The organism is Serratia sp. szju (genome assembly GCF_044594185.1).
In the GTDB taxonomy this organism is placed as follows: Bacteria; Pseudomonadota; Gammaproteobacteria; order Enterobacterales; family Enterobacteriaceae; genus Serratia; species Serratia bockelmannii.
The window spans coordinates 4,255,225-4,279,081 of record NZ_CP172576.1; the positions used below are offsets into that span (position 1 = coordinate 4,255,225).

At 57.9% G+C, this 23,857-nt stretch carries 24 protein-coding genes and 1 other annotated feature; of the genes, 8 read left to right on the forward strand and 16 right to left on the reverse strand.

The window, feature by feature from the left end; genetic code table 11:
* Positions 1 to 296: 296 nt before the first annotated feature.
* From ihfA to RE418_RS20115, 10 genes are all read right to left on the reverse strand, one after another.
* Positions 297 to 593 carry an integration host factor subunit alpha gene (ihfA, locus tag RE418_RS20070; RefSeq protein WP_004931414.1) on the reverse strand — a complete coding sequence of 99 codons (297 nt, stop codon included), beginning with the start codon at positions 591 to 593 and terminating at the stop codon, positions 297 to 299.
* Positions 594 to 597: 4 nt separating this feature from the next.
* Complete coding sequence (gene pheT, locus RE418_RS20075) at positions 598 to 2,985, reverse strand: phenylalanine--tRNA ligase subunit beta (RefSeq protein ID WP_025302618.1); 2,388 nt, start codon at positions 2,983 to 2,985, stop codon at positions 598 to 600.
* Positions 2,986 to 2,999: 14 nt separating this feature from the next.
* Positions 3,000 to 3,983 carry a phenylalanine--tRNA ligase subunit alpha gene (gene pheS, locus RE418_RS20080; RefSeq protein WP_043143373.1) on the reverse strand — a complete coding sequence of 328 codons (984 nt, stop codon included), beginning with the start codon at positions 3,981 to 3,983 and terminating at the stop codon, positions 3,000 to 3,002.
* A gap of 187 nt (positions 3,984 to 4,170) precedes the next feature.
* Positions 4,171 to 4,293, reverse strand: a sequence feature (Phe leader region).
* Positions 4,245 to 4,289: a pheST operon leader peptide PheM gene (pheM, locus tag RE418_RS20085; RefSeq protein WP_121626058.1), complete on the reverse strand. Its 45-nt coding sequence runs from the start codon at positions 4,287 to 4,289 to the stop codon at positions 4,245 to 4,247. Its footprint overlaps the feature before it by 45 nt.
* A 113-nt stretch (positions 4,294 to 4,406) precedes the next feature.
* Positions 4,407 to 4,763 carry a 50S ribosomal protein L20 gene (gene rplT / locus RE418_RS20090; protein WP_004931417.1) on the reverse strand — a complete coding sequence of 119 codons (357 nt, stop codon included), beginning with the start codon at positions 4,761 to 4,763 and terminating at the stop codon, positions 4,407 to 4,409.
* A gap of 43 nt (positions 4,764 to 4,806) precedes the next feature.
* Positions 4,807 to 5,004 carry a 50S ribosomal protein L35 gene (gene rpmI, locus RE418_RS20095; protein WP_004931418.1) on the reverse strand — a complete coding sequence of 66 codons (198 nt, stop codon included), beginning with the start codon at positions 5,002 to 5,004 and terminating at the stop codon, positions 4,807 to 4,809.
* 98 nt (positions 5,005 to 5,102) lie between these two features.
* The gene (infC, locus tag RE418_RS20100) at positions 5,103 to 5,654 is read right to left on the reverse strand and encodes a translation initiation factor IF-3 (protein WP_048233542.1); all 552 of its coding nucleotides are present in this window, start codon (positions 5,652 to 5,654) and stop codon (positions 5,103 to 5,105) included.
* A gap of 3 nt (positions 5,655 to 5,657) precedes the next feature.
* The gene (gene thrS / locus RE418_RS20105; protein WP_025159696.1) at positions 5,658 to 7,586 is read right to left on the reverse strand and encodes a threonine--tRNA ligase; all 1,929 of its coding nucleotides are present in this window, start codon (positions 7,584 to 7,586) and stop codon (positions 5,658 to 5,660) included.
* Between the two features lie 218 nt (positions 7,587 to 7,804).
* Positions 7,805 to 8,428, reverse strand: a complete 624-nt coding sequence (locus RE418_RS20110) for a hypothetical protein (protein ID WP_399675491.1) — start codon at positions 8,426 to 8,428, stop codon at positions 7,805 to 7,807.
* A 239-nt stretch (positions 8,429 to 8,667) separates the two neighbouring features.
* On the reverse strand, positions 8,668 to 9,717 hold the full coding sequence (locus tag RE418_RS20115) for a YrzE family protein (protein ID WP_043143370.1): 1,050 nt from the start codon (positions 9,715 to 9,717) through the stop codon (positions 8,668 to 8,670).
* Between the two features lie 223 nt (positions 9,718 to 9,940).
* Between RE418_RS20115 and RE418_RS20120 the strand changes: the two genes are divergently transcribed.
* Positions 9,941 to 10,168, forward strand: a complete 228-nt coding sequence (locus RE418_RS20120) for a hypothetical protein (RefSeq protein ID WP_025302614.1) — start codon at positions 9,941 to 9,943, stop codon at positions 10,166 to 10,168.
* A gap of 107 nt (positions 10,169 to 10,275) precedes the next feature.
* Positions 10,276 to 10,962 carry a MarC family NAAT transporter gene (locus RE418_RS20125; protein ID WP_025302613.1) on the forward strand — a complete coding sequence of 229 codons (687 nt, stop codon included), beginning with the start codon at positions 10,276 to 10,278 and terminating at the stop codon, positions 10,960 to 10,962.
* A 36-nt stretch (positions 10,963 to 10,998) separates the two neighbouring features.
* Here the strand turns inward: RE418_RS20125 and RE418_RS20130 are convergent, their stop codons facing one another.
* The 6 genes from RE418_RS20130 to RE418_RS20155 form a co-directional block, all read right to left on the reverse strand.
* Positions 10,999 to 12,132, reverse strand: coding sequence for an ABC transporter substrate-binding protein (locus RE418_RS20130; protein ID WP_060447251.1), 1,134 nt, complete (start codon positions 12,130 to 12,132; stop codon positions 10,999 to 11,001).
* Positions 12,133 to 12,282: 150 nt separating this feature from the next.
* A complete protein-coding gene (locus RE418_RS20135; RefSeq protein WP_043143391.1) occupies positions 12,283 to 13,566 on the reverse strand; it encodes a serine/threonine protein kinase in 1,284 nt (427 codons plus the stop codon).
* Positions 13,567 to 13,823: 257 nt separating this feature from the next.
* Entirely contained in the window at positions 13,824 to 15,161 is a 1,338-nt protein-coding gene (locus RE418_RS20140) for a cytochrome c (RefSeq protein WP_043143369.1), read from the reverse strand.
* Positions 15,162 to 15,173: 12 nt separating this feature from the next.
* Positions 15,174 to 16,955, reverse strand: coding sequence for a GMC family oxidoreductase (locus tag RE418_RS20145; RefSeq protein ID WP_025302609.1), 1,782 nt, complete (start codon positions 16,953 to 16,955; stop codon positions 15,174 to 15,176).
* Positions 16,956 to 16,957: 2 nt separating this feature from the next.
* Positions 16,958 to 17,683, reverse strand: coding sequence for a gluconate 2-dehydrogenase subunit 3 family protein (locus RE418_RS20150; protein ID WP_025302608.1), 726 nt, complete (start codon positions 17,681 to 17,683; stop codon positions 16,958 to 16,960).
* Between the two features lie 307 nt (positions 17,684 to 17,990).
* On the reverse strand, positions 17,991 to 18,656 hold the full coding sequence (locus RE418_RS20155) for a transglycosylase SLT domain-containing protein (RefSeq protein WP_025302607.1): 666 nt from the start codon (positions 18,654 to 18,656) through the stop codon (positions 17,991 to 17,993).
* A gap of 109 nt (positions 18,657 to 18,765) precedes the next feature.
* On the opposite strand from RE418_RS20155, the gene ghoS reads away from it, so the two are divergent.
* The 6 genes from ghoS to RE418_RS20185 all read left to right on the forward strand — a co-directional run bounded on the left by ghoS (position 18,766) and on the right by RE418_RS20185 (position 23,849).
* Positions 18,766 to 19,065: a type V toxin-antitoxin system endoribonuclease antitoxin GhoS gene (gene ghoS / locus RE418_RS20160; protein ID WP_025302606.1), complete on the forward strand. Its 300-nt coding sequence runs from the start codon at positions 18,766 to 18,768 to the stop codon at positions 19,063 to 19,065.
* 131 nt (positions 19,066 to 19,196) lie between these two features.
* Positions 19,197 to 20,141 carry a metal ABC transporter substrate-binding protein gene (locus RE418_RS20165; protein WP_025302605.1) on the forward strand — a complete coding sequence of 315 codons (945 nt, stop codon included), beginning with the start codon at positions 19,197 to 19,199 and terminating at the stop codon, positions 20,139 to 20,141.
* The gene (locus RE418_RS20170) at positions 20,138 to 21,028 is read left to right on the forward strand and encodes a manganese/iron ABC transporter ATP-binding protein (protein WP_043143367.1); all 891 of its coding nucleotides are present in this window, start codon (positions 20,138 to 20,140) and stop codon (positions 21,026 to 21,028) included. The genes RE418_RS20165 and RE418_RS20170 overlap by 4 nt, the downstream gene beginning before the upstream one ends.
* Entirely contained in the window at positions 21,028 to 21,888 is an 861-nt protein-coding gene (gene yfeC / locus RE418_RS20175; protein WP_015377686.1) for an iron/manganese ABC transporter permease subunit YfeC, read from the forward strand. The genes RE418_RS20170 and yfeC overlap by 1 nt, the downstream gene beginning before the upstream one ends.
* On the forward strand, positions 21,888 to 22,742 hold the full coding sequence (locus tag RE418_RS20180; RefSeq protein WP_025302603.1) for a metal ABC transporter permease: 855 nt from the start codon (positions 21,888 to 21,890) through the stop codon (positions 22,740 to 22,742). Before yfeC ends, RE418_RS20180 begins: the two co-directional genes overlap by 1 nt.
* A gap of 237 nt (positions 22,743 to 22,979) precedes the next feature.
* Entirely contained in the window at positions 22,980 to 23,849 is an 870-nt protein-coding gene (locus tag RE418_RS20185) for a fructosamine kinase family protein (protein WP_089180829.1), read from the forward strand.
* The last annotated feature ends 8 nt before the right edge of the window (positions 23,850 to 23,857 follow it).

Sequence of the window (23,857 nt, forward strand, 5' to 3'; positions counted from 1 at the left end):
TAGCCGTTGTAGCCTTGGCCTCAAGCCTCAGCGCCTGCTGCTGGGGCCCTCACTGGGGCGGCGGCCACCGCGGCGATGGCCCTGGCCATTATTACGGCCGTTACTGAGGAGAGAAAATAGATTCACTCATCAACAATAATAAGATATAAGAATATTCCGCAACTGAGGTTAAATTAATCCCTCCATACCGACTTAACGAACAAATTTAATAGTCGCCTTGAGAATTAGGAATAAACTGAATTTTGTCCCAGAAAAGAAAAAGGCCGCGCAAGCGGCCTTTTTTGATGTCACGTCACTCACCCTTTCGGGCTGGCGTTTTCTACCCGGCTTTTCAGCTTCTGCCCCGGACGGAAGGTCACCACGCGGCGCGCCGTAATCGGAATGTCTTCGCCGGTCTTCGGGTTACGCCCCGGACGTTGGTTCTTGTCACGCAGATCAAAGTTGCCAAAACCCGACAGTTTTACCTGTTCGCCATTCTCAAGGGCCCGACGGACCTCTTCAAAGAACAGTTCCACCAGGTCTTTGGCGTCCCGTTTGCTAAGCCCAAGCTTCTCAAACAGGTGTTCTGACATTTCAGCTTTAGTAAGCGCCATAGGTTCAATCCCTCAAGGATGCTTGGAATCGCTGTTTTAGAGCCTCTACGCATTTTGCAACGGTAGCGGCTATCTCCTCTTCTTCCAGTGTACGAGCGGTATCCTGCAATACCAGACTGATAGCCAGGCTCTTGTCACCTTCTGCCACGCCCTTGCCACGGTACACGTCAAACAAGTTTACGCCAACTACCTGATTTGCGCCAACTTTCTTACACTCGGCCAAAATATCTTCTGCGGGGACGTTTTCAGCCACCACAACAGCGATATCACGGCGGTTTGCCGGGAAGCGCGAAATCTCCCGCGCCTGAGGCACGGCGCGGCTCGCAAGCTTGTTCCACTCCAGTTCAAACACCACGGTGCGGCCGTTAAGATCCAGTTTACGTTCAAGTTCCGGGTGAACCACACCGATGAAACCAACGCGTTCGCCGTGCAAATAAATCGCCGCACTTTGCCCTGGATGCAGGGCCGGATTGGCTTCCGCCCGGAACTGAATTTCGGATAATTTACCGGTCAGCTCGAGGACAGACTCCAGATCCCCTTTTAAATCATAGAAGTCGACGGGCTTGCGCGCCAGATCCCAATGTTCATCGTGCGTATGGCCGGCGATCACGCCTGCCAGCATGACGTCCTGACGGATACCCAGATTTGCCGCACTATCAGGCACAAAGCGCAGGCCGCTTTCGAACAGGCGCAGACGCGTCTGCTGGCGGTTCTGGTTGTACACTACCGCGGACAGCAGGCCGGTCCACAGCGACAGGCGCATGGCCGACATTTCGACCGAAATCGGGCTCGGCAGGATCAGCGCTTCTTCATTCGGATGCAGCAACGCCTGCACTTTCGGATCGACGAAGCTATAGGTGATCGCTTCCTGATAACCGTGATCGACCAGCATGGTCTTCACGCGCTTGAGCGTCAGATCGGCTTCGCGATGCTGGGTCATCACCAGATCGGCACGCACCGGCACATCCGGGATGTTGTCGTAGCCGTAAACACGCGCCACTTCTTCCACCAGATCCTCTTCGATCTCCATATCGAAACGCCAGCTCGGCGCGATCGCTTGCCAGCTGTCGCCCTGCTCGGTCACCTGACAACCCAGGCGGCGCAGAATGTCGCTGACCTGCTCGCTCGGCACCACGTGGCCGATCAGGCGATCCAACTTCTCGCGGCGCAGCGTGATGGTGGCGCGCTTTGGCAATTCGTTTTCATCGGTCACGTCAATAATCGGACCGGCCTGGCCGCCACAGATGTCGAGCAGCAGGCGCGTGGCGCGCTCCATCGCTTTGTACTGCAGCGCCGGATCGACACCGCGCTCATAGCGATGAGAAGCATCGGTGTGCAGGCCGTGACGGCGCGCGCGACCGGTGATCGATAGCGGGCTGAAGAAAGCGCACTCCAGCAGCACGTCCTGGGTTTCCCCGTTGACGCCGGAATGCTCGCCGCCGAAGATGCCGCCCATCGCCAACGCTTTTTGATGATCGGCGATCACTAAGGTGTCGGCGTTCAGTTTGGCTTCGTTACCGTCCAGCAGCGTCAAGGTTTCCCCTTCTTCCGCCATGCGCACCACGATGCCGCCGTCGATGCGGCTCAGATCGAAGGCGTGCATCGGCTGGCCAAGTTCCAACAGCACATAGTTGGTGACGTCGACGACGGCATCGATAGAACGGATACCGCAACGACGCAGTTTTTCACGCATCCACAGCGGGCTTGGCGCCTTGACGTCGATGCCTTTCACCACGCGGCCCAGATAACGCGGGCACGCCTGCGGCGCGTCAACGCGGATCGGCAGCGTGGCGTCGATAGTGGCAGCCACCGGGCTCATATCCGGCTCGGTCAGCGCAACCTGGTTCAGTACGCCCACGTCACGCGCAACGCCGATGATGCCCAGGCAGTCGGCGCGGTTCGGCGTGACGCTGATCTCGATGGTGCTGTCGTTCAGTTTCAGATAGTCGCGGATGTCGGTGCCGATCGGCGCATCCAGCGGCAGCTCAATGATGCCGTCATGATCGTCGGAAATGCCCAGCTCGGAGAATGAGCACAGCATGCCTTCCGAAGGCTCGCCGCGCAGCTTGGCGGCCTTGATTTTGAAGTCGCCCGGCAGCACCGCGCCCACGGTGGCAACCGCCACTTTCAGGCCGGTACGGCAGTTCGGCGCACCGCAGACGATGTCGAGCAAGCGATCGCCGCCCACGTTAACTTTAGTGACGCGCAGTTTATCGGCGTTCGGGTGCTGACCGCACTCGACCACTTCACCCACCACGACGCCGTTAAACGCGCCGGCAACCGGATCCACGCCGTCCACTTCCAAACCGGCCATGGTGATTTGATCGGATAATGCTTCGCTGCTGATGGCCGGGTTTACCCACTCGCGCAACCAGAGTTCACTGAATTTCATGTGATATTCCCGCCTTACTTAAACTGTTTGAGGAAACGCAGATCGTTTTCGAAGAATGCGCGCAGGTCGGTGACGCCGTAACGCAGCATCGTCAGGCGCTCCATGCCCATACCGAAGGCGAAGCCGGAGTAAACTTCCGGATCGATGCCCACGTTGCGCAGCACGTTCGGATGCACCATGCCGCAGCCCAGCACTTCCAGCCATTTGCCGTTCTTGCCCATCACGTCCACTTCAGCGGACGGTTCGGTGAACGGGAAGTAGGACGGACGGAAACGAACCTGCAGATCTTCTTCAAAGAAGTTGTTCAGGAAATCGTGCAGCGTGCCCTTCAGGTTGGTGAAGCTGATGTCTTTATCGACGATCAGCCCTTCCATCTGGTGGAACATCGGGGTGTGGGTCTGATCGTAGTCATTACGATAAACGCGGCCCGGCGCAATGATGCGGATCGGCGGCTGCTGGTTCTTCATGGTGCGGATCTGCACGCCGGAGGTCTGAGTGCGCAGCAGGCGCGTGGCGTCGAACCAGAAGGTATCGTGGTCGGCGCGCGCCGGGTGATGCCCTGGAATATTCAGCGCGTCGAAGTTATGGTAATCGTCTTCAATCTCCGGGCCGGTAGCGACGGAGAAGCCCAGCTCGCCGAAGAAGGTTTCGATACGGTCGATGGTGCGGGTCACCGGGTGCAGGCCGCCGTTTTCCATACGACGGCCCGGCAGGGAGACGTCGATGGTTTCAGCCGCCAGGCGCGCGTTCAGCGCGGCGCTTTCCAGCGCGTTCTTGCGCGCGTTCAGGGCGTCTTGCACCTCTTGCTTGGCCTGGTTGATCACCGCGCCGGCCGCCGGGCGGTCTTCCGCCGGTACGTCGCGCAGAGACTGCATCTGCAAGGTGAAATGACCTTTCTTGCCAAAATATTCGACGCGTACCAAATCTAACGCGGCAACATCCTGGGCATCTTCTACGGCTGCCTTGGCACTGGCAACCAGCTCTGCGAGATGTGGCATTGCTTTCCTCTTCCTCTGGCCGGGATGGCCCTAAGTAATTGTTATCTATTATTCGAACACGCCTTTGAGCAATCTTCAAAGACTTTTCAATGCGTTGTCGGCCGGATGGCTCACCTGCGCGGCACAGGGCCGGCTGAGTACCCGCCGTTCTCACCGCAACGCTTTGCAAGGCGAGCCGATGGCCAAAAACAAAAAAGCCTCCACGAGGGAGGCTTAGGCGCTACTTTTCGTTTCTTTTCTTACGCGCAAAGCCTCCTGAAATCAGGCGCTAAAGTAAAAAAAGAAACGAAAAATAGCTGCGTGCATGATTGCGGTACCTTGTCGATGATTGACCACCAGTGATATAGCGGCGGGCAATGAAAGTCAATATTTGTCGCTGAAAACAAAGATTAAAAGAGGGAGCAAGCTCCCTCTTCTACTGACTTACGCCAGAGCTGCTTTCGCTTTCTCAACCAGTGCGCCGAAGGCCACTTTGTCGAAGACTGCGATGTCAGCCAGGATCTTACGGTCAATTTCGATCGACGCTTTTTTCAAGCCGTTGATGAACTTGCTGTAAGACAGACCGTTCTGACGAGCAGCTGCGTTGATACGTGCAATCCACAGCTGACGGAACTGACGCTTACGTTGACGACGGTCACGGTAAGCATACTGGCCTGCTTTGATTACTGCCTGGAAGGCAACACGATATACGCGCGAACGGGCACCGTAGTAACCTTTCGCCTGCTTCATAATTTTCTTGTGACGTGCGCGTGCAATTACACCACGTTTTACGCGAGCCATATGCTCTCTCCTAAAGTCTTATTCTAAATTCAAAAAAAATGGCTTATGCGTACGGCAGGCACGCGGTAACCAGGACCAGATCGTTTTTAGACACCATGCCTTTCGGACGCAGGTGACGTTTACGCTTGGTTGCTTTTTTGGTCAGAATATGACGCAGGTTGGCATGTTTACGCTTAAAACCACCGCTGCCGGTTTTTTTGAAGCGCTTGGCTGCACCACGTACAGTTTTAATCTTTGGCATTTTAATTAAATCCACTTCGCATTGTTAAACAACGAATCAGTTGGGCGAATAAAACCCACACAGCGCAAGCGCCGCGCGGGTTCCATTACTTGTAAGCCTTACTGTTTCTTCTTAGGAGCGAGCACCATAATCATCTGGCGGCCTTCGATCTTCGTAGGGAAGGATTCGACCACTGCCAGATCCATATCTTCACACAGGTCTTTACGGACGCGGTTAAGCACTTCCATACCGATCTGCTGGTGCGCCATCTCACGCCCGCGGAAACGCAGGGTGATTTTGGCTTTATCGCCATCTTCCAGAAAGCGAATCAGGTTGCGTAGTTTGACCTGATAGTCGCCATCATCGGTGCCAGGACGGAATTTGATTTCCTTAACCTGGATAACTTTTTGCTTCTTCTTCTGTTCTTTCGTCGACTTGCTCTTCTCGTAGAGGAATTTGCCGTAATCCATGATTCGGCAAACTGGCGGTTCGGCATTTGGGCTGATTTCTACTAAATCAACGCCCGCTTCCTCAGCTTTTTCAAGAGCTTCATTCAGACTGACAATACCAATCTGCTCGCCATCGACGCCGGTTAGGCGAACTTCTTGCGCGCGAATTTCTCTGTTAATGCGATTAGGACGCGCCGGTTGAACTCGTTTTCCGCCTTTAATACTTTATTCCTCCAGTTGATGAAGACTACGGCTGCGAATCTCTTTCAGCAGCTTGTCTACGACTTCGTTTACGTCCAGGCTTCCCAAGTCTTTGCCACGGCGGGTACGAACGGCAACTTTGCCTGCTTCGACCTCTTTGTCACCGCACACCAACATGTAAGGGACTCGACGTAAAGTATGTTCGCGAATTTTAAAGCCAATCTTCTCATTTCTCAAGTCCGCTTTCACGCGAATACCTGCATCCTGCAGTTTTTTGGTCAATTGCTGGACGTAATCAGACTGGCTATCGGTGATATTCATCACCACCACCTGCACCGGAGCGATCCAGGTCGGGTAGAACCCGGCATATTCTTCGGTAAGGATACCGATGAAGCGTTCCATGGAGCCCAAAATGGCGCGGTGAATCATTACCGGCACGACGCGATCGTTGTTTTCGCCAACGTACGATGCGCCCAAACGGCCCGGCAAGAAGAAATCGAGCTGCACGGTACCACATTGCCATGCGCGATCCAAACAATCATGCAGGGTAAATTCAATTTTCGGTCCGTAGAAGGCGCCCTCACCCGGCTGATATTCAAACGGAATGCCGTTCTCGGTCAGCGCGGCGGCCAGGTCTTCTTCCGCACGGGTCCACATGTCGTCGGTGCCGATGCGTTTTTCCGGACGCGTGGACAGCTTGACGGCGATCTTGTCGAAGCCGAAAGTGCCGTACACGTCATACACCATGCGGATACATTCGTTCACTTCGGCGCGCACCTGCTCTTCGGTACAGAAGATGTGGGCGTCATCCTGCGTGAAGCCGCGCACGCGCATCAGGCCGTGCAGGGAACCCGAAGGCTCGTTGCGGTGGCAGCTGCCGAATTCCCCCATGCGCAGCGGCAAATCACGGTACGACTTCAGGCCCTGGTTGAAGATCTGCACGTGACCCGGGCAGTTCATCGGCTTGATGCAGTATTCGCGGTTTTCCGACGCGGTGGTGAACATGGCGTCTTTGTAGTTTTCCCAGTGGCCGGTTTTTTCCCACAGCACGCGGTCCATCATGAACGGACCTTTCACTTCCTGGTACTGATACTCTTTGAGCTTCATGCGCACGAAGGCTTCCAGCTCGCGGAAGATAGTCCAACCGTCGTTGTGCCAGAACACCATACCCGGCGCTTCTTCCTGCATGTGATACAGGTCGAGCTGTTTGCCGATCTTGCGGTGATCGCGCTTGGCCGCTTCTTCCAGACGCTGCAGGTAGGCGTTCAGCTGCTTCTTGTCTGCCCAGGCGGTACCGTAGATACGCTGCAGCATTTTGTTTTTGCTGTCGCCGCGCCAGTAAGCGCCGGAGGTTTTCTGCAGTTTGAAATGGTGGCAGAAACGCATGTTCGGCACGTGCGGGCCGCGGCACATGTCGACGTATTCTTCGTGGTGATACAGACCCGGACGATCGTCATGGCTGATGTTCTCATCCAGGATCGCCACTTTATAGATTTCGCCGCGCTCAGCGAAGGTGTCACGGGCTTCTTGCCAGCTGACCTTCTTCTTGATGACGTCGTAATCCTTATCGGCCAACTCGTGCATCCGCTTTTCCAGCAGATCCAGGTCTTCCTGCGTCAGGGTGCGGTCGATGTCCACGTCATAATAAAAACCGTTGTCGATCACCGGACCGATCGCCATTTTGGTATCCGGCCACAGCTGCTTGATCGCATGACCCAGCAGGTGCGCGCAGGAGTGGCGCATGATTTCCAGACCGTCTTCATCTTTGATGGTGATGATGGCCAGCTGCGCATCCGATTCGATCAGATCGCCGGCGTCAACCAGCTCGCCGTTGACGCGGCCGGCGATACAGGCTTTCGCCAGGCCAGGGCCGATATCGCGCGCGACATCCATCGGGGAAACGGGGTGGTCGAAATGACGCTGACTTCCGTCAGGAAGGGTAATAACAGGCATTAATAATTCCTTATCTACAGTGGTGACCCACACGACAGATCACATGCAGTACGAAAATTGGATTTTGGGTTTGGTCAGCCAGGTTTCAGATCTCGCCCACAATTGCCAGATTGAAACCTCACTGGGTATACAGAATGGAACGCATACCTTCTCAGCCGCATTCGGCTAAGCGAATAGTATCACTAAAATTGTTCCGGATAAATAAAGTGCCACCGCCCTCACACTTTCGCCTCATTCGCCGCAAAAACGCCTTTCAGATAGCTGAGGGTAGCCAACAGACACAGGCCGTAGCCCAACAGTTCGCACCCCTCTTCCACCATGTTTTTCACCTCTCGGTTGTAGCCGTCCAGCATCAGCGTTTGCCACAGCGCGCTCATGCCGAACAGGCGTGAAAACACCAGGATGCACAGCAGGCCGGCGCACATCATGCCGTAGCCAGGGTGCGACACGACATAGACCAGACCGCGCGCCGTAGCCGCAATATGCCTTGCGGCATGCCACAGACAGGCCAAGGCGACCGCCAGCGCGAACCACACCCAGGCGCCGTGCCACAACGCATCGAACGCGAAGTCCATCTCGCGGATCAGCATGCAGAGAAAGAAGCCGCCAACCAGCAGCCAGGCGGAACGACGCTCGACCTGTCGCCGAGCTGCGGCGAAGAAACCGCCGGAGATGGCGAGCAGCAACAGTTCCTGCGCCGCTTCGGTCAACGAGGTTTCATGCACGAAGTTATGCAGCCAGTGCACATCGATAAACACCAGGCCGACCAATGCCCCCACGAAGGCGGCGGAAAGCGCGAATGCGCCGATTTTCCCCAATAAAATATGCAGTTCTTGTTTCATAATCACACTCATTATTATTTACAGCGCATCTATGGTATCCACCTGTTCTCAGGGATCGTGGCAATTGATGCCTAATGCCCTGCGCCGCGCGAAAGGTGGTCGTTAATTACGCCGAAACAATAAAAAACCCCGGCACCTGGGCCGGGGTAAGGCCAGTCTTTCCTGGCAGTCACTTCATCGTCGTCAGTATTCCAGGCTCTCATCCCTCTATCATCGAGACGCGCAAAGGAGCCCGAAGATTACGCCTGCGCAGGTGATACCGCGATACGGCGGGCATTGGTGTTAACGCCCCACAAGCCTGCCAACGCACTGACCACTGCGCCAATCAACAGCGCAAAGAATGACCATAATGCAGCCCGCGACAATTCGTCTGCAGCAGCGGCAGCCTGTTCGCGCGCCTTCTGTTTCAGCTCCACATACTCCTGTTTTGCCTGATTGATTTTTGCTTCGGCGTCATCCAAACGCTGATTAACCAGCTGCGCAGTTTTATTTTTGGCTTCGACCAAATTCTTCACCGTCTGGTCCACTTCCTGCGGCGTCATATCGGTATTTTCTGCCAAGGCCTTTTTCAGGGCGTCTTGATCCACATCTTGCGAGATGGCCTCACCCTGTTTTTTAAGCTTGGCGACCAGTTGATTAATAATGGCGTCGCTATTGTCAGGCTGAAGTGCCAGGGCTTTTACTGCGTCCGCCAAATCAGTTTTGGCCGCATTCAACTGCTGTTGCATGAATTCAGGCTGCAATGACGGGATACCGCTTTTTTTAAGCGCCGTAACCACATCGCCTTGCAGCTGTTCAGGTTCCAAGGTTGTGTCAATGCCCAACTTGTCAAACACTTTACCGCCGGCGTCCGCCAATCCGGATGCCCCTTTGCCAATCGCTGAACCGGCGCCGGAGAGCAAGCTGCCGGAGGTCGAAGCGATAGCGCCCAGCGCATTGCCGGTCGCCTTCACTGCAGACCCGACCAGCATCCCACCCAGCACCGCCGCCACAATCAGTGACGTAGCCCAGACCAGGAAGCCATGAATAAGTCCGTCATTAGCAGCCAAACGCCCAGCAATAAAAGCGCCGGCGGCCAAACTAATAATGATTGAAACAGCGGACCAAATCACTACGGTGGTACCGGCGCCGTTTATCGGATCGTCTGATGTCGGATCCACGATGGAGAATCCAAGACTGGTGCCTAACGTCGACAGCAGCAGTGAAACAGCCAATACGGTGATCACGCCGCCGATGACGCTGCCCCAGGAGATTTTTTTCGCCGCTACCCATTCTTTTGCCACTTCCATAGTAAAACTCCTTTTAAGTTTTCGATTATAAAGAAATGCCAGAAAGCCTTACCATTATAGACTCGCTTCATCAATCAGGCGGTTAAAGGGTGAAAACAGTTAAAAATAATTAATGATAATAACATCAAGAGTGCGTCTACTCTCAGCGGCGATACGCTGACAGACCGTCTTAGCATCACTATTCTTACGCTATCCACCAGTGAACAGGGTCTTAGCGCAAAACATGAACCGGTTACTCGCAGCCCTCATCGTGGCGTGCGCGGCATTGGCGACGTTATATGGGCTGGTGCATTTTGGCGCACGTTCGGTGCCGCGCGCGATTGCGGTCAACGAGGCGCCGCTGGGGTGTGAGGATGAACCTGAGCTCGCCGGCGAGTGCGGCGATGACGATGAGGCTCCCGCCGACGAATTTCGCCGGCCGGCGACACTGAACGCCCGGGCCGACGGTTAATTAACGTTACGAGCTATCCCCATTGCCGCCAGGCGTACGGCAGGCTAGGCTGTTCAGCTCATGGGCCGCCGTTTGGCGGCTTGAACGTTGCACAGGGAGTCTATTTTATGACGGGTATTTTGCAGTTATTCCAGGCCATCGGACTGGGTTTGGTGCTGCTGTTGCCGCTGGCCAACCCGCTGACCACGGTGGCGTTGCTGCTCGGGTTGTCCGGCAATATGACGCGCGAAGAGCGTAATCAGCAGTCGCTGATGGCCTCGGTTTATGTGTTCTGCATCATGACGGTGGCGTTTTACGCCGGGCAGGTGGTGATGAACACCTTCGGCATTTCGATCCCCGGCCTGCGCATCGCCGGCGGCCTGATCGTCGCCTTCATCGGTTTTCGCATGCTGTTCCCGCAGCAGAGCCCCGAAGACGCGCCGGAGGTGGAGAGCAAGTCGCACGAGCTGCGCCACAAGACGTCGGCCAACATCGCCTTCGTGCCGCTGGCCATGCCGAGCACCGCCGGGCCGGGCACCATCGCGATGATCATCAGCTCGGCATCGAGCGTCAAAGCGAACTCGCTGGGCTTTGAACCCTGGGTGTTGGCCGTGGCGCCGGTCGCCATCTTCCTGACGGTCGCGGTGATCCTGTGGGCCTGCCTGCTCAGTTCCGGCGCCATCATGCGGTTGGTGGGGAAAAGCGGCATCGAGGCGATCTCGCGCCTGATGGGGTTCCTGCTGGTGTGCATGGGCGTTCAGTTCATCATCAACGGCGTGCTGGAGATCATCTCCACCTATACACCGACCGCCTGATCATACAAAACGGGCGCGACATCGCGCCCGTTGCCGTTATTTCCCCGCCGGCGCCTGCGCGCCCAAAATGCCCTTGCCTTCCGGCACTTCGGTAAAGCGACTGAGGATCTCGCTGTAGGTCTTGGCCGGATCCAAATCCGGGAACTGCGCCGGATAGATAAACTTCGCCAGATACTCCAGCCCGACGATGTTGTACGGGTGGTTGTAGAAGTTATGGTAGATGCCGTAGAACCGCCCTTCCTTCACCGCCGACACCTGCGAGAACCCTGGGCGCTGCTTCATGCGGTTGAAGGCCTCATCCACCTGCTGCTGCGTCACGCCATAGCCGAACGGCACCGCGGCATTGGTCTTGCTGGCCCACTGCGAGCCGGAAACGATATACGCATCCGGTTTCATACTGATCACTTTTTCCAGCGCCACGTCGCCGGTCGCACCCGGCAGCAGCGCAGAACCGATGTTACGCGCGCCGACCGCCTCGACCAGTGCCCCCCAGCCGACGTGCGCATGGGTGAAGCAGCAAGATTCCAGGCCATTCAGGCCGGCCTTGGCTTCGAAGAACACCAACGGTTTGGGTTCCACCGACTGCGTTTTGGCCAGAATGGCCTGATAATGCTGCTGATAATAATCGGTATATTGCTTGGCTTCGCTTTCACGGTTGAGGGTTTCCCCCAACAGCGTCACGCTTTTCGGCGTGTTTTCCACCGGCTTGAGCATGGTATCGATAAACAGCACCGGCACGTTCAGCGCCTTCAGCTTATCCAGCACGCCGGTTTGGCTCAGCGAAGGCTTGGAGCGCAGCTGGGCGATCATCAGATCGGGGCGCTTGGCGATCACGCTCTCCAGATTCACCTCGCCTTTATCGCTGAATCCCATGTCGATGATGTTTTTCGCCGCCGGCCATTTGCTCTGCAAGATTTCCCAGGTCGCCGCGTCGCTTTTCTTCAGCAGGTTATTCCAGGCCACCAGCCGGCCGAACGGGTTGGCGCGATCGAGCAGCGCCAGCGTGAGAATGTCGCGCCCGTCCTGCACCACGATGCGTTTCGGCTCCTGCGGGAGGGTGACCGTCTGGCCGGAGGTGTCGGTCAGGGTCAACGGATAGGTAGTGGCCATCGCCGGAGAGGCGAGTAAGGCGGCGCAGACCAGCGCCGGCAAAGTGATTCGACGGTGCACGAAAGACTCCTTAGTCATGAATACATTCAGGAAATACTAATGAGAATGGCTTGCATTATCAAAGATAACGCCCAGCATGCCGGCGATTAATTGCAAAGGGATGTGTAAAGGAAGGATAAGAGGCGCGCCGGAGCCGGCGCGCCCAGGGGATCACATCAGGCCGTAGATCAGCGCCGACAGCGCAATCAAGCCCATCACCAGCACGAAGACGTTGCTCGCCGCGCGATATTGGCGCATGGCCGGCACCGCACGCACCGCGTACATCGGCAGGATGAACAGGATCGCCGCAATCAGCGGGCCGCTGATGGTTTCGATGATGTGCAGCGCGCTGGGGTTCCACACCGTCGCCGCCCAGGTGAGCAGGAACAGTGCCACCGCCGAGATGCGGTGCGTCATGCGCGAGCTGAGCGGCTTGCCGACCGCGCGCGTGACGCCATCGATCAGGCTGGTCGCCCCTTCCGTCACCCCCAGCGAGGTGCCGAGATAGGATTTAGCCATTGCCAGCATTGCCATCACCGGGCCGAGATAGGCGATCAGCGGGTTGGAAAACTTGTTGGCCAGCGTGGTCAGCACCGTGATGTTCTGATCTTTCGCCTGCTGCATGTCTTCATGGGACAGGCTCAGCACGCAGCTGAACACGAAAAACAGCACGGTAACGCAGATCAGCACATAGCTGTAGCGCATGATGCGCGCGCAGCGGCGCTCCGCCTTGTCGCCATACAGGCTCTTCTGCGTCGAGGCGAAGGAGGAGATGATCGGCGCATGGCTGAAGGAAAACACCATCACCGGCACCGCCAGCCACAGTGAATGCCACAGCCCCGGCGTGTCGAAGCGGGTGGTGGCCAGGCCGTGCACGAAGTTGGCGGTATTCCAGCTCGGCATCAGGTACAGCGAAATACCCATCAGGAACACCAGCAGCGGGAACACCAGCATGCCCATCGCCGCCACGATGCTGTCTTTGCCACGCAGCAGCACCAGATTGAGCACTACGACCACCGCCAGACTCAGCCAGATACGCGGCAGCGGCGCCACGTGGAACTGGTGGATCAGGAAGCTGTCCAGCGCGTTGGTGATCGAAATGCTGTACACCAGCACGATCGGGAAGAACGCCATCAGATACAGCATCATGATGATTTTTCCGGCCAGCACGCCGAAGTGTTCCACCACCACATCGTGAATATTGCCGTCGCGGCTGGAGCCAGAAAGCACGAAGCGGCTGAGCGCGCGGTGCGGCAAATAGGTCAACGGGAAAGCGAACAGCGCCATCAACAGCAGCACCAGCGGGCCGTTCAAACCGGCGTTGATCGGCAAGAACAATGTGCCGGCGCCCACCGCGGTGGCATAGAGACCGAACATCCAGACGGTGTCGGTTTTGTTCCATTTGGCAGGCTGAGCGGCCGTCAGCGTGCCTGAATCGGGAGAAATCGTACTCATGAGACAGTCTACCTTAATCTGCAGCGCCAACGATTGCGCCTAACGGGATATCCTTCTCCGCGAATTTTTTAATAGTAATCAGTGAATTAAAGCGATATTTCATACTTACGCCTGATGAAAGGACGGCAAAGGATAATGAAAAATCCGCTGCGGGTCTATGTTTTATCGGCTGAACGGATGATTTGCGAACAGAAAATGCTGAAAAAACCGGCACGGGCAGGAAAAACTAAGGGCTCCTTGCGGAGCCCTTAAGCGGTTTACTTCTTCGCGTCCGGATGGTCCGGCACCTCGGCGCTGCCCATCTCCTTCTCGTCGCGGATCATCGAGCGGTCTTTACGCACGTCGGCCACGTCGGAGGCGCTCACCGGTTTGGCGCTGTTGCCCCAGCTGGTACGGATGAAGTTCACCACGTCCGCCACCTGCTGATCGTTCAGACGCCAGCCAAACGGCGGCATGGTGATATTGGATACCGCCCCCTGCACCGCCGGCGTGGTGTTGCCGGTCAGCACGATGTGGATCAGCGAGGTCGCGTCCTCGGTCTGCACCACCGGGTTGCCCTTCAGCGACGGGAAGGCGCGCTTATAGCCCACGCCGTCGGTGCGGTGGCAGGCCGCGCAGTTATCGACATACAGCGCCGCGCCGGGCTTGCTGTCGTCACCGCGCCACAGATCCTTGGCCACGCTGTCTTCGACCGGTGCCGCCTGCTGCTTGCCGTCTTTCGGCGGCAGCGATTTCAGGTAGCGTGCGATGGCGGTCAGATCGTCGTCGCTCAGGTATTGCAGGCTGTGCTCCACCACGTCGCTCATGCCGCCAAACACGATCGCCTTGTCGTTACGGCCGGTTTTCAGGAACTCGGTCAGCTCGGCTTCGCTCCAGCTGCCCAGGCCATCCTTACGGTCGCTGCGCAAGCTGGAAGCCACCCAGCCGTCGATCGGCGCGTTGCTGCCGGACAGGTAGTCGTCGCTTTCGCTGTTGCTCAGCGCTTTTTCCTGCATGGTGATGCTGCGCGGGGTATGGCAGGCACCGCAGTGGCCCAGGCCTTCCACCAGGTAGCGGCCGCGCTCAATCACCGGATCGGCCTTGGCGTCAGCGACGAAATCCGCCGGCGACGGCGCGAACATGCCGCGCCAGATGCTCAGCGGCCAGCGCATCGACAGCGGCCACGGGATGTCGGAGTCCTTGTTGGCCTGCTCCACCGGCTGCACGCCGTGCATGAAATAGGCATACATGGCGCGCATGTCGTCCTCTTTCACCAGCGCGAACGACGGGTACGGCATCGCTGGGTACAGGGTGCTGCCGTTTTTGGCTACGCCCTTACGCACCGCGTTGTCGAAATCCTCGAAGCTGTAATCGCCGATGCCGGTTTTCTTGTCCGGCGTAATGTTGGTCGAGTAGATGGTGCCGATCGGCGTCTCCATCGCCAGACCGCCGGCGAAGGTTTTGCCGCTCTTGCCGTCGGTGTGGCAAGCCACGCAGTCGCCGGCGCGCGCCAGGTATTCACCGCGCTTGATCAGCTCGCTGCTGACGGTGGCGTCCTGCGCCCAAACGGAAAAACTCACTGCACTGAGAACCAGTGCCGGTACAAATGCTTTCATCGTTCGCCGTCCTTATGCCTGCACCAATGGGCCTGGGTTTTTCAGATACTGCTCGCGAATGGCGCGGGCAGACCAGTAAGCCAGCGCCGCCACGGTGCCGGTCGGGTTGTAGCCCAGCCCTTGCGGGAAGGCCGATGCGCCGATCGAGAACACGTTGTGCACGTCCCAGCTCTGCAGATAGCGGTTGACCGCGCTGGTCTTCGGATCCTCGCCCATCACCGCGCCGCCGTTCATATGGGTGGTTTGGTAGCTGGTGGTGTCGAAGTGGCTGTTGGCGTTTTTCGGGCTGCCGGCGATCAGTTTCGGGTTCATCGCCTTGGCGATCGGCGCCATCTTGTCGTACATGAACTGCGCCATCTTGATGTCGTTTTCCTGCCAGTCGAACGTCATGCGCAGCAGCGGCTGGCCAAAGACGTTCTTGTAGTTGGGATCCAGATCCAGATAGTTGTTGCGGTACGACTGGTGCGCGCCGTGGGCGTCCATCGAGACGTGATGGGTGTAGGCATCCGCCACCGCCGCTTTCCATTTGCTGCCCCAGGCCGGGGTACCCGGAGGCGTCGGCAGGCCGGAGATCGGCTTGGTGCCTGCCTGGTTGACCCAGAACGGCGAACCGCCGACGAAGCCTTCTTTGGCGTGGTCGAAGTTATCGGCGTTGAAGTCGTCCACGCCCACGCCGTTGCCGCCGGCGCCGATGAACGGGTTGGTGAACACGTCTTTATCGAAGAACGCCTTGATGGTGGTCATGTTCTGGTAGGCGAAGTTGCGCCCGACCACGCCTTCGCCGGTCACCGGATCGTAAGGCTTGCCGATGCCGGACAGCAGCATCAGGTGCACGTTGTGGAACTGGAACGCGCCCAGGATCACCAGATCGGCCGGCTGTTCAATCTCGCGGCCCTGCGCATCGACGTAGTTCACGCCGGTGGCGCGGGATTTGTCGTCGGTCAGGTTGACCTTCAGCACGTTGGCGTTGGTGCGCAGCTCGAAACGTTTCTCCATGCGCAGCGCCGGCAAAATGTTGACGTTCGGCGAGGCCTTGGAATACATGTAGCAGGCGTAGCCGCTGCAGAAACCGCAGAAGTTGCACGGGCCCATCTGCGCGCCGTACGGGTTGGTGTAAGAGTCCGAGGTGTTGGCGGACGGCAGGTTGTAAGGGTGATAACCCACCTCCAGCGCCGCTTTCTCGAACAGCTGGGCGGAGTAGGTATTTTTCTGCGCCGGCAGCGGGAAGTCGCTGGAACGATCCGCCGCAAAGCGGTTGCCGCCCTTCTGCGCCACTTTCTGCCCTTTGATGGTCCAGGCGGTGCCGGAGGTGCCGAACACTTTCTCCGCTTTATCGAAGAACGGTTCCAGCTCGTCGTAGGTCACGCCGAAGTCCTGGATGGTCATGTCCTTCGGAATGAAGTTTTTGCCGTAGCGCTCTTCATAGTGGCTGCGCATGCGCAGTTCGATCGGATCGACGCGAAAATGCACGCCCGACCAGTGCAGGCCGGCACCGCCAACGCCGGTGCCCGGCAGGAACGCCGCCAGCTGGCGGTAAGGCACCGCGGTCTGGCTGCTGTTGTGGCGAATGGTGACGGTGCTTTTCGACAGATCCTGGAACAGTTTGCGGCGGATGTTATAGGTCAGCTCGTCGATCACCTGCGGATAAGAACCGTCCGGATAGGTGTCGCGCATCGGGCCACGCTCCAACGCCACCACGTTGAGGCCGGCCTCGGTCAGCTCTTTGGCCATGATCGCGCCCACCCAGCCGAAACCGACGATCACCGCATCTACTTTTTTCATTACCGTTGCCATGATCAGCCCCTCTCCCCACGAATCGAGACCGGCGGGAAGGGATAACGCTCCCCTCGCTCAACCCAGTCCATAAAATCGGCGCGCGCGCCCGGAAAATTAATCAGCTTCCAGCCCACCATGTCTTTGTTGCCGCCATGGATAGGATCGCTGAAGAAACCTTCGCGGGTGTTTTGCAACAGATAGGAGAAGAACAGTTTCGACGGCAGCTGCTGGAACTCCGCCTCGCCGGACTCGAACTTTTGCAACATGGCGTCTTGCTGCGCGCCATCCAGTTCGGCGAAGGGCTTGCCGGCGGTTTTCTTGCTGTAGGCGTCGGCGTCACTGATGCCGAGGTTGTAGATTTGCTTGGGCACCAGCGGCAGCTGATAACCCATCTCCTTCGGCACATCGGGGTTGAATGGCCCCTGCATGTACCAGATGGAGCCGGTGGCGTATGGGGTATTCATCTGGCGATCGATAAACTCCGGTACGCCGGCTTCCAGTGCGCCAGGGCCGCGTTCGTCGGCCGGGATCAGGCGCGCGACGGCGGCCCTGATGAAGGCCCACTCTTCCGGGGTGAAAAAGGTCGGTTGGTAATCGTTCTGCGTTGAAGTGTTCGGGGCCGCGACCGCTGGTGCCGGTGCCGTCAGCGCGCCAACGCCACTGCCACCAATTACCGCCGCAGGAATTAAGGTCATCGATTTCAACAAGAAATCGCGCCGCGAATTGTTGGTTTTATGATTCGACATGTCACATTCCATCCAAAGATAGTCACAACTATTTAACCGCAACCTTGCGGTCGATACGGGTTTTTAAAATAATTTGTTACTTATTTGTCTATTTATTGAAGGTCAGAATGCGAGCAAATGCAAAAATGTTACCGGTAACTTATTGAATGAACGTAAAGATTTATCTGCTAACGTAAATTTAACTTTTTGTGCGGTTTTTCTGATAACCGGTGAGGAAATAACGAAAAATGAGAGGTGCGTCGTGCTCTTAAGCGGCGCCATAAACAAAATCGGCCGCGTTCAGCGGCCGATTCGACAAAAGAGAGGGTTACTGCGACATCGCCTGGTAGGCGGTGGTCACCTTCCACAAATAGCGCGGCGCCTGCGGTGCCGGGTGCTTTTTCTGGATGTGCTGATAAAACTCGTCCGGACTCATCTGATTGATGCGATTCACCGCCACACGCTTGTCCGAGGAGAAGGTGCGTAACATGGCACCCGCCCCGTTCACGTACGAAACGATGGTGGCATAACGCAGAGTCTGAGGGTTGTTGATCCCGGCTAGCTGCTGGCTTTGAAGAATATTGATATAGGCCGTTCCCAGATCAATATTGACCGCCGGATCTTTCAGCTCACGCGAGCTGGGTTGCCCGTTTCGTCCTTTCATGCGATAGGCGTCGCGGCCGGCGGTAGAAGCCTTAAGCTGCATCAATCCCACTGCGTTCGAGGTGCTGACCACGTTCGGGTTAAACCCGGACTCCACCTGAATAATCGCTTTAATCAGCGTTTCGTCAACGCCGTAGTTGCTGGCGGCCTGACGAATGTAATCGTTATAAGCAACCGGGGTGCCTGTGCGGTTTACCGGTGCCTGCGGAGGGGGTTTTAACCAACCGCCGCGCGTTGTGCCACTGCCTGAAATATTGCTTGCCGTTTGCGGGTCTTTGGCGCACCCCGACAAAAGCAAAATTGCCGTAAGGCAACCTATTTTTGTTTTCACAGAATCCCTCACTCCTTTCAATGAGTTGCGTAGCATATACAACTTGTAAGGACACCTGCAGTAATTTTTTGGGCTAATCTCAAGCTATCCATATACCAAGAGGTGATTTATGAGTCAATCTGCAACAAACTGCTTTGTGGTGACTTTTCGCTATCAGGAAGCGGGATTAACCGACCTGGCGAAGCTGACCGGGCAATTGACGCGCGAAGGTTTTGTCACGTCGGTGACAGACGAAAATGGCGTTCACCATGAGCTCGGCAGCAACAGTTTCGCGTTCATAACCGTGCTGGATCAAGAGGATGTACTGCGCCTGGCGCAGGGGTTCGGGCAGTTGGCATTGGGAAAACAGCCGGAGGTGACGATATGCGCCTGTGAGGACTACCTTCAGCGGTTACATACTGATACATAAAATGCTATAACTCCCCGGACGGTATTATTTTTTCAGTTGGAGAAATACCCCGCCGGCGGTGGGCAAGTGACGCTTGACTTCGCTTCAATTGATATTGATAATCATTTTCATTTGAACCAGGAGACGTCATCATGCCATTGATAAGTTGCGCTTTTCGTCGCAGTCGCCCTTCCCGCGCTGCCGCACTGTTACGCCCTTTTACGCTCGCCTGCCTGCTGCTCGGCACCGCCTTGGTCAGTCAACACGCGCTGGCGGATAAAAAGCTGCGCGTGGTGACGACCTTTACCATCATTCAGGACATTGCCCAGAACGTGGCCGGTGACGCCGCCGTGGTGGAATCCATCACCAAGCCGGGCGCCGAGATCCACGACTATCAACCGACCCCGCGCGACATCGTCAAAGCGCAGCACGCCGACCTGATCCTGTGGAACGGCATGAACCTGGAACGTTGGTTCCAGCGCTTCTTCGAAAACATCAAACAGGTGCCGGCGGCGGTTGTGACCGAAGGCATCACCCCGCTGCCGATCCGCGAAGGGCCGTATAACGGCAACCCGAACCCGCATGCCTGGATGTCGCCAAGCAACGCGCTGGTGTACATCGAGAACATTCGCAAAGCGCTGGTGGAGCACGATCCGGCACATGCGGAAACCTATAACCGCAACGCCAAAGCCTACGCAGAGAAAATCGGCGCACTGGACGCCCCACTGCGCGAACGCCTGGCGCGCATTCCGACCGCACAGCGTTGGCTGGTGACCAGCGAAGGCGCTTTCAGCTACCTGGCGCAGGACTATCAGCTGAAAGAAGTCTATCTGTGGCCGATCAACGCCGATGAGCAAGGTTCGCCGCAGCAGGTGCGCCGGGTAATCGACGCGGTGCGCGCCCACCATATTCCGGTGGTGTTCAGCGAGAGCACCATTTCCGACAAGCCGGCCAAGCAGGTAGCGAAAGAAACCGGCGCCAAATACGGCGGCGTGCTGTACGTGGATTCGCTGTCCACCCGCGACGGCCCGGTGCCGACCTATATCGACCTGCTTAACACCACCGTGCAAACCATCGCCAAAGGATTCGATCAATGACCCATGAACCGTTTGTCCGCCCTGAATTGAACGTGGACGACGTCACCGTGACCTACAACAACGGACACACCGCCATTCACAACGCCAGCTTTACCCTGAGCGGCGGTTCGATCTGCGCACTGGTCGGCGTCAACGGCAGCGGTAAATCGACGTTGTTCAAAAGCATCATGGGCCTGGTCAGGCCCACCAGCGGCCGGGTGTCGCTCAGCGACAAACCGGTAGCGGACGCGCTGAAAAAGAACCTGATCGCCTACGTGCCGCAGACCGAGGACGTCGACTGGAACTTCCCGGTGCTGGTGGAAGACGTGGTGATGATGGGCCGCTACGGCAAGATGAATTTCCTGCGCATTCCGTCGCGAGAGGACCGGTTGCGGGTTGACAAGGCGCTGGAGCGGGTCGGCCTCAGCGAGCTGCGCGGTCGGCAGATCGGCGAGCTGTCCGGCGGCCAGAAAAAGCGCGTGTTTCTGGCGCGCGCGCTGGCGCAACAGGGCACGGTGCTGCTGCTGGATGAACCGTTCACCGGCGTGGATGTGAAAACCGAGAATGCCATTATCGAGCTGCTGCGCGCATTGCGCGACGAGGGGCATCTGATCCTGGTCTCCACCCACAACCTCGGCAGCGTGCCGGAGTTTTGCGATCGGGTGATCCTCATCAACCGCACGGTGCTGGCCGCCGGCCCAACCGAAACCACCTTCACGCAGAGCAACCTGGAGCAGGCATTCGGCGGCGTGCTGCGCCATATCAACCTCTCAGGCCCGGATCTGCACGACGACAACGATCCGCGCACCGTTACGGTATTGACCGACGATGAGCGCCCGGCGGTGTTCTACGGCCACACCAAGAGCGATCCGCCGGCCAACAGCCAGGCCAGGGAGAAACAATCCTGATGCTGGACCTTCTGCTGCAACCTTTCAGTTATAACTACATGGTGAAAGCCATCTGGGTCAGCGCCATCGTCGGCGCCGCCTGCGCGTTCCTGTCCGCCTATCTGATGCTGAAAGGATGGTCGTTGATGGGCGATGCGCTGTCGCACTCGGTGGTGCCCGGCGTGGCCGGCGCCTACGCCCTTGGCCTGCCCTACGCCGCTGGCGCCTTCTTTACCGGCATGCTGGCGGCGCTGGCGATGACGCTGGTGCGCCACATCACCCGCCTGCGCGAAGACGCCATCATCGGCTTCATCTTCTCCACCTTCTTCGCCGTCGGCCTGCTGATCGTGTCGCTCAACCCCACCTCAGTCAACGTACAGTCGATCATCTTCGGCAATATCCTCGGCATCGCCGACGAAGACGTGCTGCAGGTGGAAATCATCATCGGCGTTTCGCTGCTGATCCTGTGTCTGGTGTGGAAAGACCTGCTGGCGGTGTTCTTCGACGAAAGCCACGCGGTATCGATCGGCCTGTCGCCGCTGAAGCTGAAGATCCTGTTCTTCACCCTGCTCAGCGCCTGCACCGTCGCCGCGCTGCAAACCGTCGGCGCCATTTTGGTGATCGCCATGGTGATCACGCCGGGCGCCACCGCCTATCTGCTGACCGACCGCTTCAGCCGGCTGGTGATCATCGCCATCATCATCGGCGCATTGACCAGCGGCATCGGCGCCTACCTGAGTTTCTTCCTCGACGGTGCCACCGGCGGGGTGATCGTCACCCTGCAAACGCTGGTGTTCCTGGCGGCGTTCTTCTTCGCGCCGAAACACGGCCTGTTGGCGTCCCGGCGCCGTGTGGCGCATTCGCAAACCGGAGGCCGCTGATGGACACCCTGTATCAACTGCTCAGCGAACCCTTCGCCTACCCGTTCATGCAGCGGGCGATCGTCGCCGCCATCGTCACCGGCGTAGTGTGCGCCGTGCTCTCCTGCTATCTGGTGCTCAAAGGCTGGTCGCTGATGGGCGACGCCATCTCGCACGCGGTGCTGCCCGGCATCGTGGTGGCGTTCGTGGTCGGCATCCCGCTGGCGATCGGCGCCTTCCTCTCCGGCATCTTTTGCGCGGTAGCCACCGGCTACCTGAAAGAGAACAGCCGGGTGAAAGAAGACACGGTGATGGGCATCGTCTTTTCCGGCATGTTCGCCTTCGGCCTGGTGCTGTTCTCGCGCATCGACACCGACCAACACCTAAGCCACATTCTGTTCGGCAACATGCTGGGCATCACCGACGGCGAGCTGAAGCAAACCCTGCTGATTGCCGGCATCACCCTGGCGGTGGTGTTGCTCAAGCGCAAAGACTTCATGCTGTACTGTTTCGACCCGCACCACGCCCGGGTGATTGGCCTGCCGGTCAAGCTGCTGCACTACGGGCTGCTTTGCCTGCTGGCGATGACCATCGTCGCCTCGCTGCAGGCCGTGGGGGTGATCCTGGTGATCGCCATGCTGATCGCCCCCGGCATCATCGCCTTTATGCTGTGCCGCCGGTTTGATCGCATGCTGATGGTGGCAACGGTGGTGTCGGTGTTCTCTTGCGTGCTCGGCACCCTGATCAGCTTCCACATCGACGGCGCCACCGGGCCCTGTATCGTCATCGTGCAGGCCGTGCTGTTCGTTGTCGCCTTGTTGTACAGCAAGCTGCGCCCGTTACAGGGTAACCAAAACGCCCCGATGGGCAGTTAAACGCCCCTCTGATGCGGCGGTGTGCCCCGCCGCATCCTATTCCTCCGCTGGCTTATTCGTTGTCATCAAGTTGCAATCGGTATTGCGCTTAAATTAATCAATAGGGTATATACTTTGAGCTGGCGAGGCGCTGAAAAAATCGCCGCCTTTGACGCCGGCTGTGCGCCGCGTCGTGTTTTCACCACGGGAAAGACGCTAACCTAATGAATTATCAGGCAGCACAGAGGGGGAAATACCATGTGGCAAGCCGTTAGCCGTCTGTTAAGTGAACATCTTGGCAGCGCAGAGATACGCGAAAGGATTGAACTACCCGGGGGCGACATTCACCCGGCGTGGCGCGTGAGTTACGGTGACAACGAGGTGTTCGTGAAATGCGACGCCCGTGAACAACTGCCGATATTCACCGCCGAGGCCGATCAGCTGGCGTTGCTGGCGCGCAGCAAAAGCGTGCGGGTACCGGAAGTGTATGGCGTCGGCAGCGATCGCGACTACAGCTTCCTGCTGCTGGAGTATCAGCAGTTGAAACCCCTCGACGCCCACGGCGCCTACTGTCTGGGCCAGCAGTTGGCGCACCTGCATCAGTGGAGCGAGCAACCGCAGTTCGGTCTCGACTTCGACAGCGATCTGACCACTACCCCGCAACCCAACGCCTGGCAGCGCCGCTGGTCGGAATTCTTCGCCGAACAGCGCATCGGCTGGCAGCTGCAGCTGGCGGCGGAAAAAGGCATGACCTTCGGCGACATCGACGACATTGTCGATCGGGTGTATCTGCGCTTGCAGCACCACCAGCCGCAGCCTTCGCTGCTGCATGGCAACCTGTGGCCGGGCAACTGCGCGATGACCGCCAACGGGCCGATCCTGTTCGATCCGGCCAGCTACTGGGGCGACCGAGAGTGCGACTTGGCGATGCTACCGCTGTATCCGGAGCTGCCGCCGCAGATCTACGACGGCTATCAGAGCGTGTGGCCGCTGGGGGCCGGATTTATCGAACGCCAGCCGCTGTATCAGCTGTACTACCTGCTCAACCGCAGCAATCTGTTCGGCGGCCAGCATTTGGTGGCTGCCCAACGCGCGGTGGAGACGCTGCTGCAGCCGGAGGCGTCATAACGTACCGG

What these genes read in the sequence shown, in the direction of transcription:
- RE418_RS20170 (WP_043143367.1), top strand. Translation starts at nt 20,138, where the DNA reads ATGACCCATGAACCGTTTGTCCGCCCTGAATTGAACGTGGACGACGTC.
- thrS (WP_025159696.1), bottom strand. Translation starts at nt 7,586, where the DNA reads ATGCCTGTTATTACCCTTCCTGACGGAAGTCAGCGTCATTTCGACCAC.
- ihfA (WP_004931414.1), bottom strand. Translation starts at nt 593, where the DNA reads ATGGCGCTTACTAAAGCTGAAATGTCAGAACACCTGTTTGAGAAGCTT.
- pheS (WP_043143373.1), bottom strand. Translation starts at nt 3,983, where the DNA reads ATGCCACATCTCGCAGAGCTGGTTGCCAGTGCCAAGGCAGCCGTAGAA.
- RE418_RS20135 (WP_043143391.1), bottom strand. Translation starts at nt 13,566, where the DNA reads ATGAGTACGATTTCTCCCGATTCAGGCACGCTGACGGCCGCTCAGCCT.
- RE418_RS20180 (WP_025302603.1), top strand. Translation starts at nt 21,888, where the DNA reads ATGGACACCCTGTATCAACTGCTCAGCGAACCCTTCGCCTACCCGTTC.
- RE418_RS20185 (WP_089180829.1), top strand. Translation starts at nt 22,980, where the DNA reads ATGTGGCAAGCCGTTAGCCGTCTGTTAAGTGAACATCTTGGCAGCGCA.
- RE418_RS20140 (WP_043143369.1), bottom strand. Translation starts at nt 15,161, where the DNA reads ATGAAAGCATTTGTACCGGCACTGGTTCTCAGTGCAGTGAGTTTTTCC.
- RE418_RS20150 (WP_025302608.1), bottom strand. Translation starts at nt 17,683, where the DNA reads ATGTCGAATCATAAAACCAACAATTCGCGGCGCGATTTCTTGTTGAAA.
- rpmI (WP_004931418.1), bottom strand. Translation starts at nt 5,004, where the DNA reads ATGCCAAAGATTAAAACTGTACGTGGTGCAGCCAAGCGCTTCAAAAAA.
- yfeC (WP_015377686.1), top strand. Translation starts at nt 21,028, where the DNA reads ATGCTGGACCTTCTGCTGCAACCTTTCAGTTATAACTACATGGTGAAA.
- rplT (WP_004931417.1), bottom strand. Translation starts at nt 4,763, where the DNA reads ATGGCTCGCGTAAAACGTGGTGTAATTGCACGCGCACGTCACAAGAAA.
- RE418_RS20110 (WP_399675491.1), bottom strand. Translation starts at nt 8,428, where the DNA reads ATGAAACAAGAACTGCATATTTTATTGGGGAAAATCGGCGCATTCGCG.
- RE418_RS20145 (WP_025302609.1), bottom strand. Translation starts at nt 16,955, where the DNA reads ATGGCAACGGTAATGAAAAAAGTAGATGCGGTGATCGTCGGTTTCGGC.
- RE418_RS20120 (WP_025302614.1), top strand. Translation starts at nt 9,941, where the DNA reads ATGAACCGGTTACTCGCAGCCCTCATCGTGGCGTGCGCGGCATTGGCG.
- RE418_RS20115 (WP_043143370.1), bottom strand. Translation starts at nt 9,717, where the DNA reads ATGGAAGTGGCAAAAGAATGGGTAGCGGCGAAAAAAATCTCCTGGGGC.
- ghoS (WP_025302606.1), top strand. Translation starts at nt 18,766, where the DNA reads ATGAGTCAATCTGCAACAAACTGCTTTGTGGTGACTTTTCGCTATCAG.
- RE418_RS20165 (WP_025302605.1), top strand. Translation starts at nt 19,197, where the DNA reads ATGCCATTGATAAGTTGCGCTTTTCGTCGCAGTCGCCCTTCCCGCGCT.
- RE418_RS20125 (WP_025302613.1), top strand. Translation starts at nt 10,276, where the DNA reads ATGACGGGTATTTTGCAGTTATTCCAGGCCATCGGACTGGGTTTGGTG.
- pheT (WP_025302618.1), bottom strand. Translation starts at nt 2,985, where the DNA reads ATGAAATTCAGTGAACTCTGGTTGCGCGAGTGGGTAAACCCGGCCATC.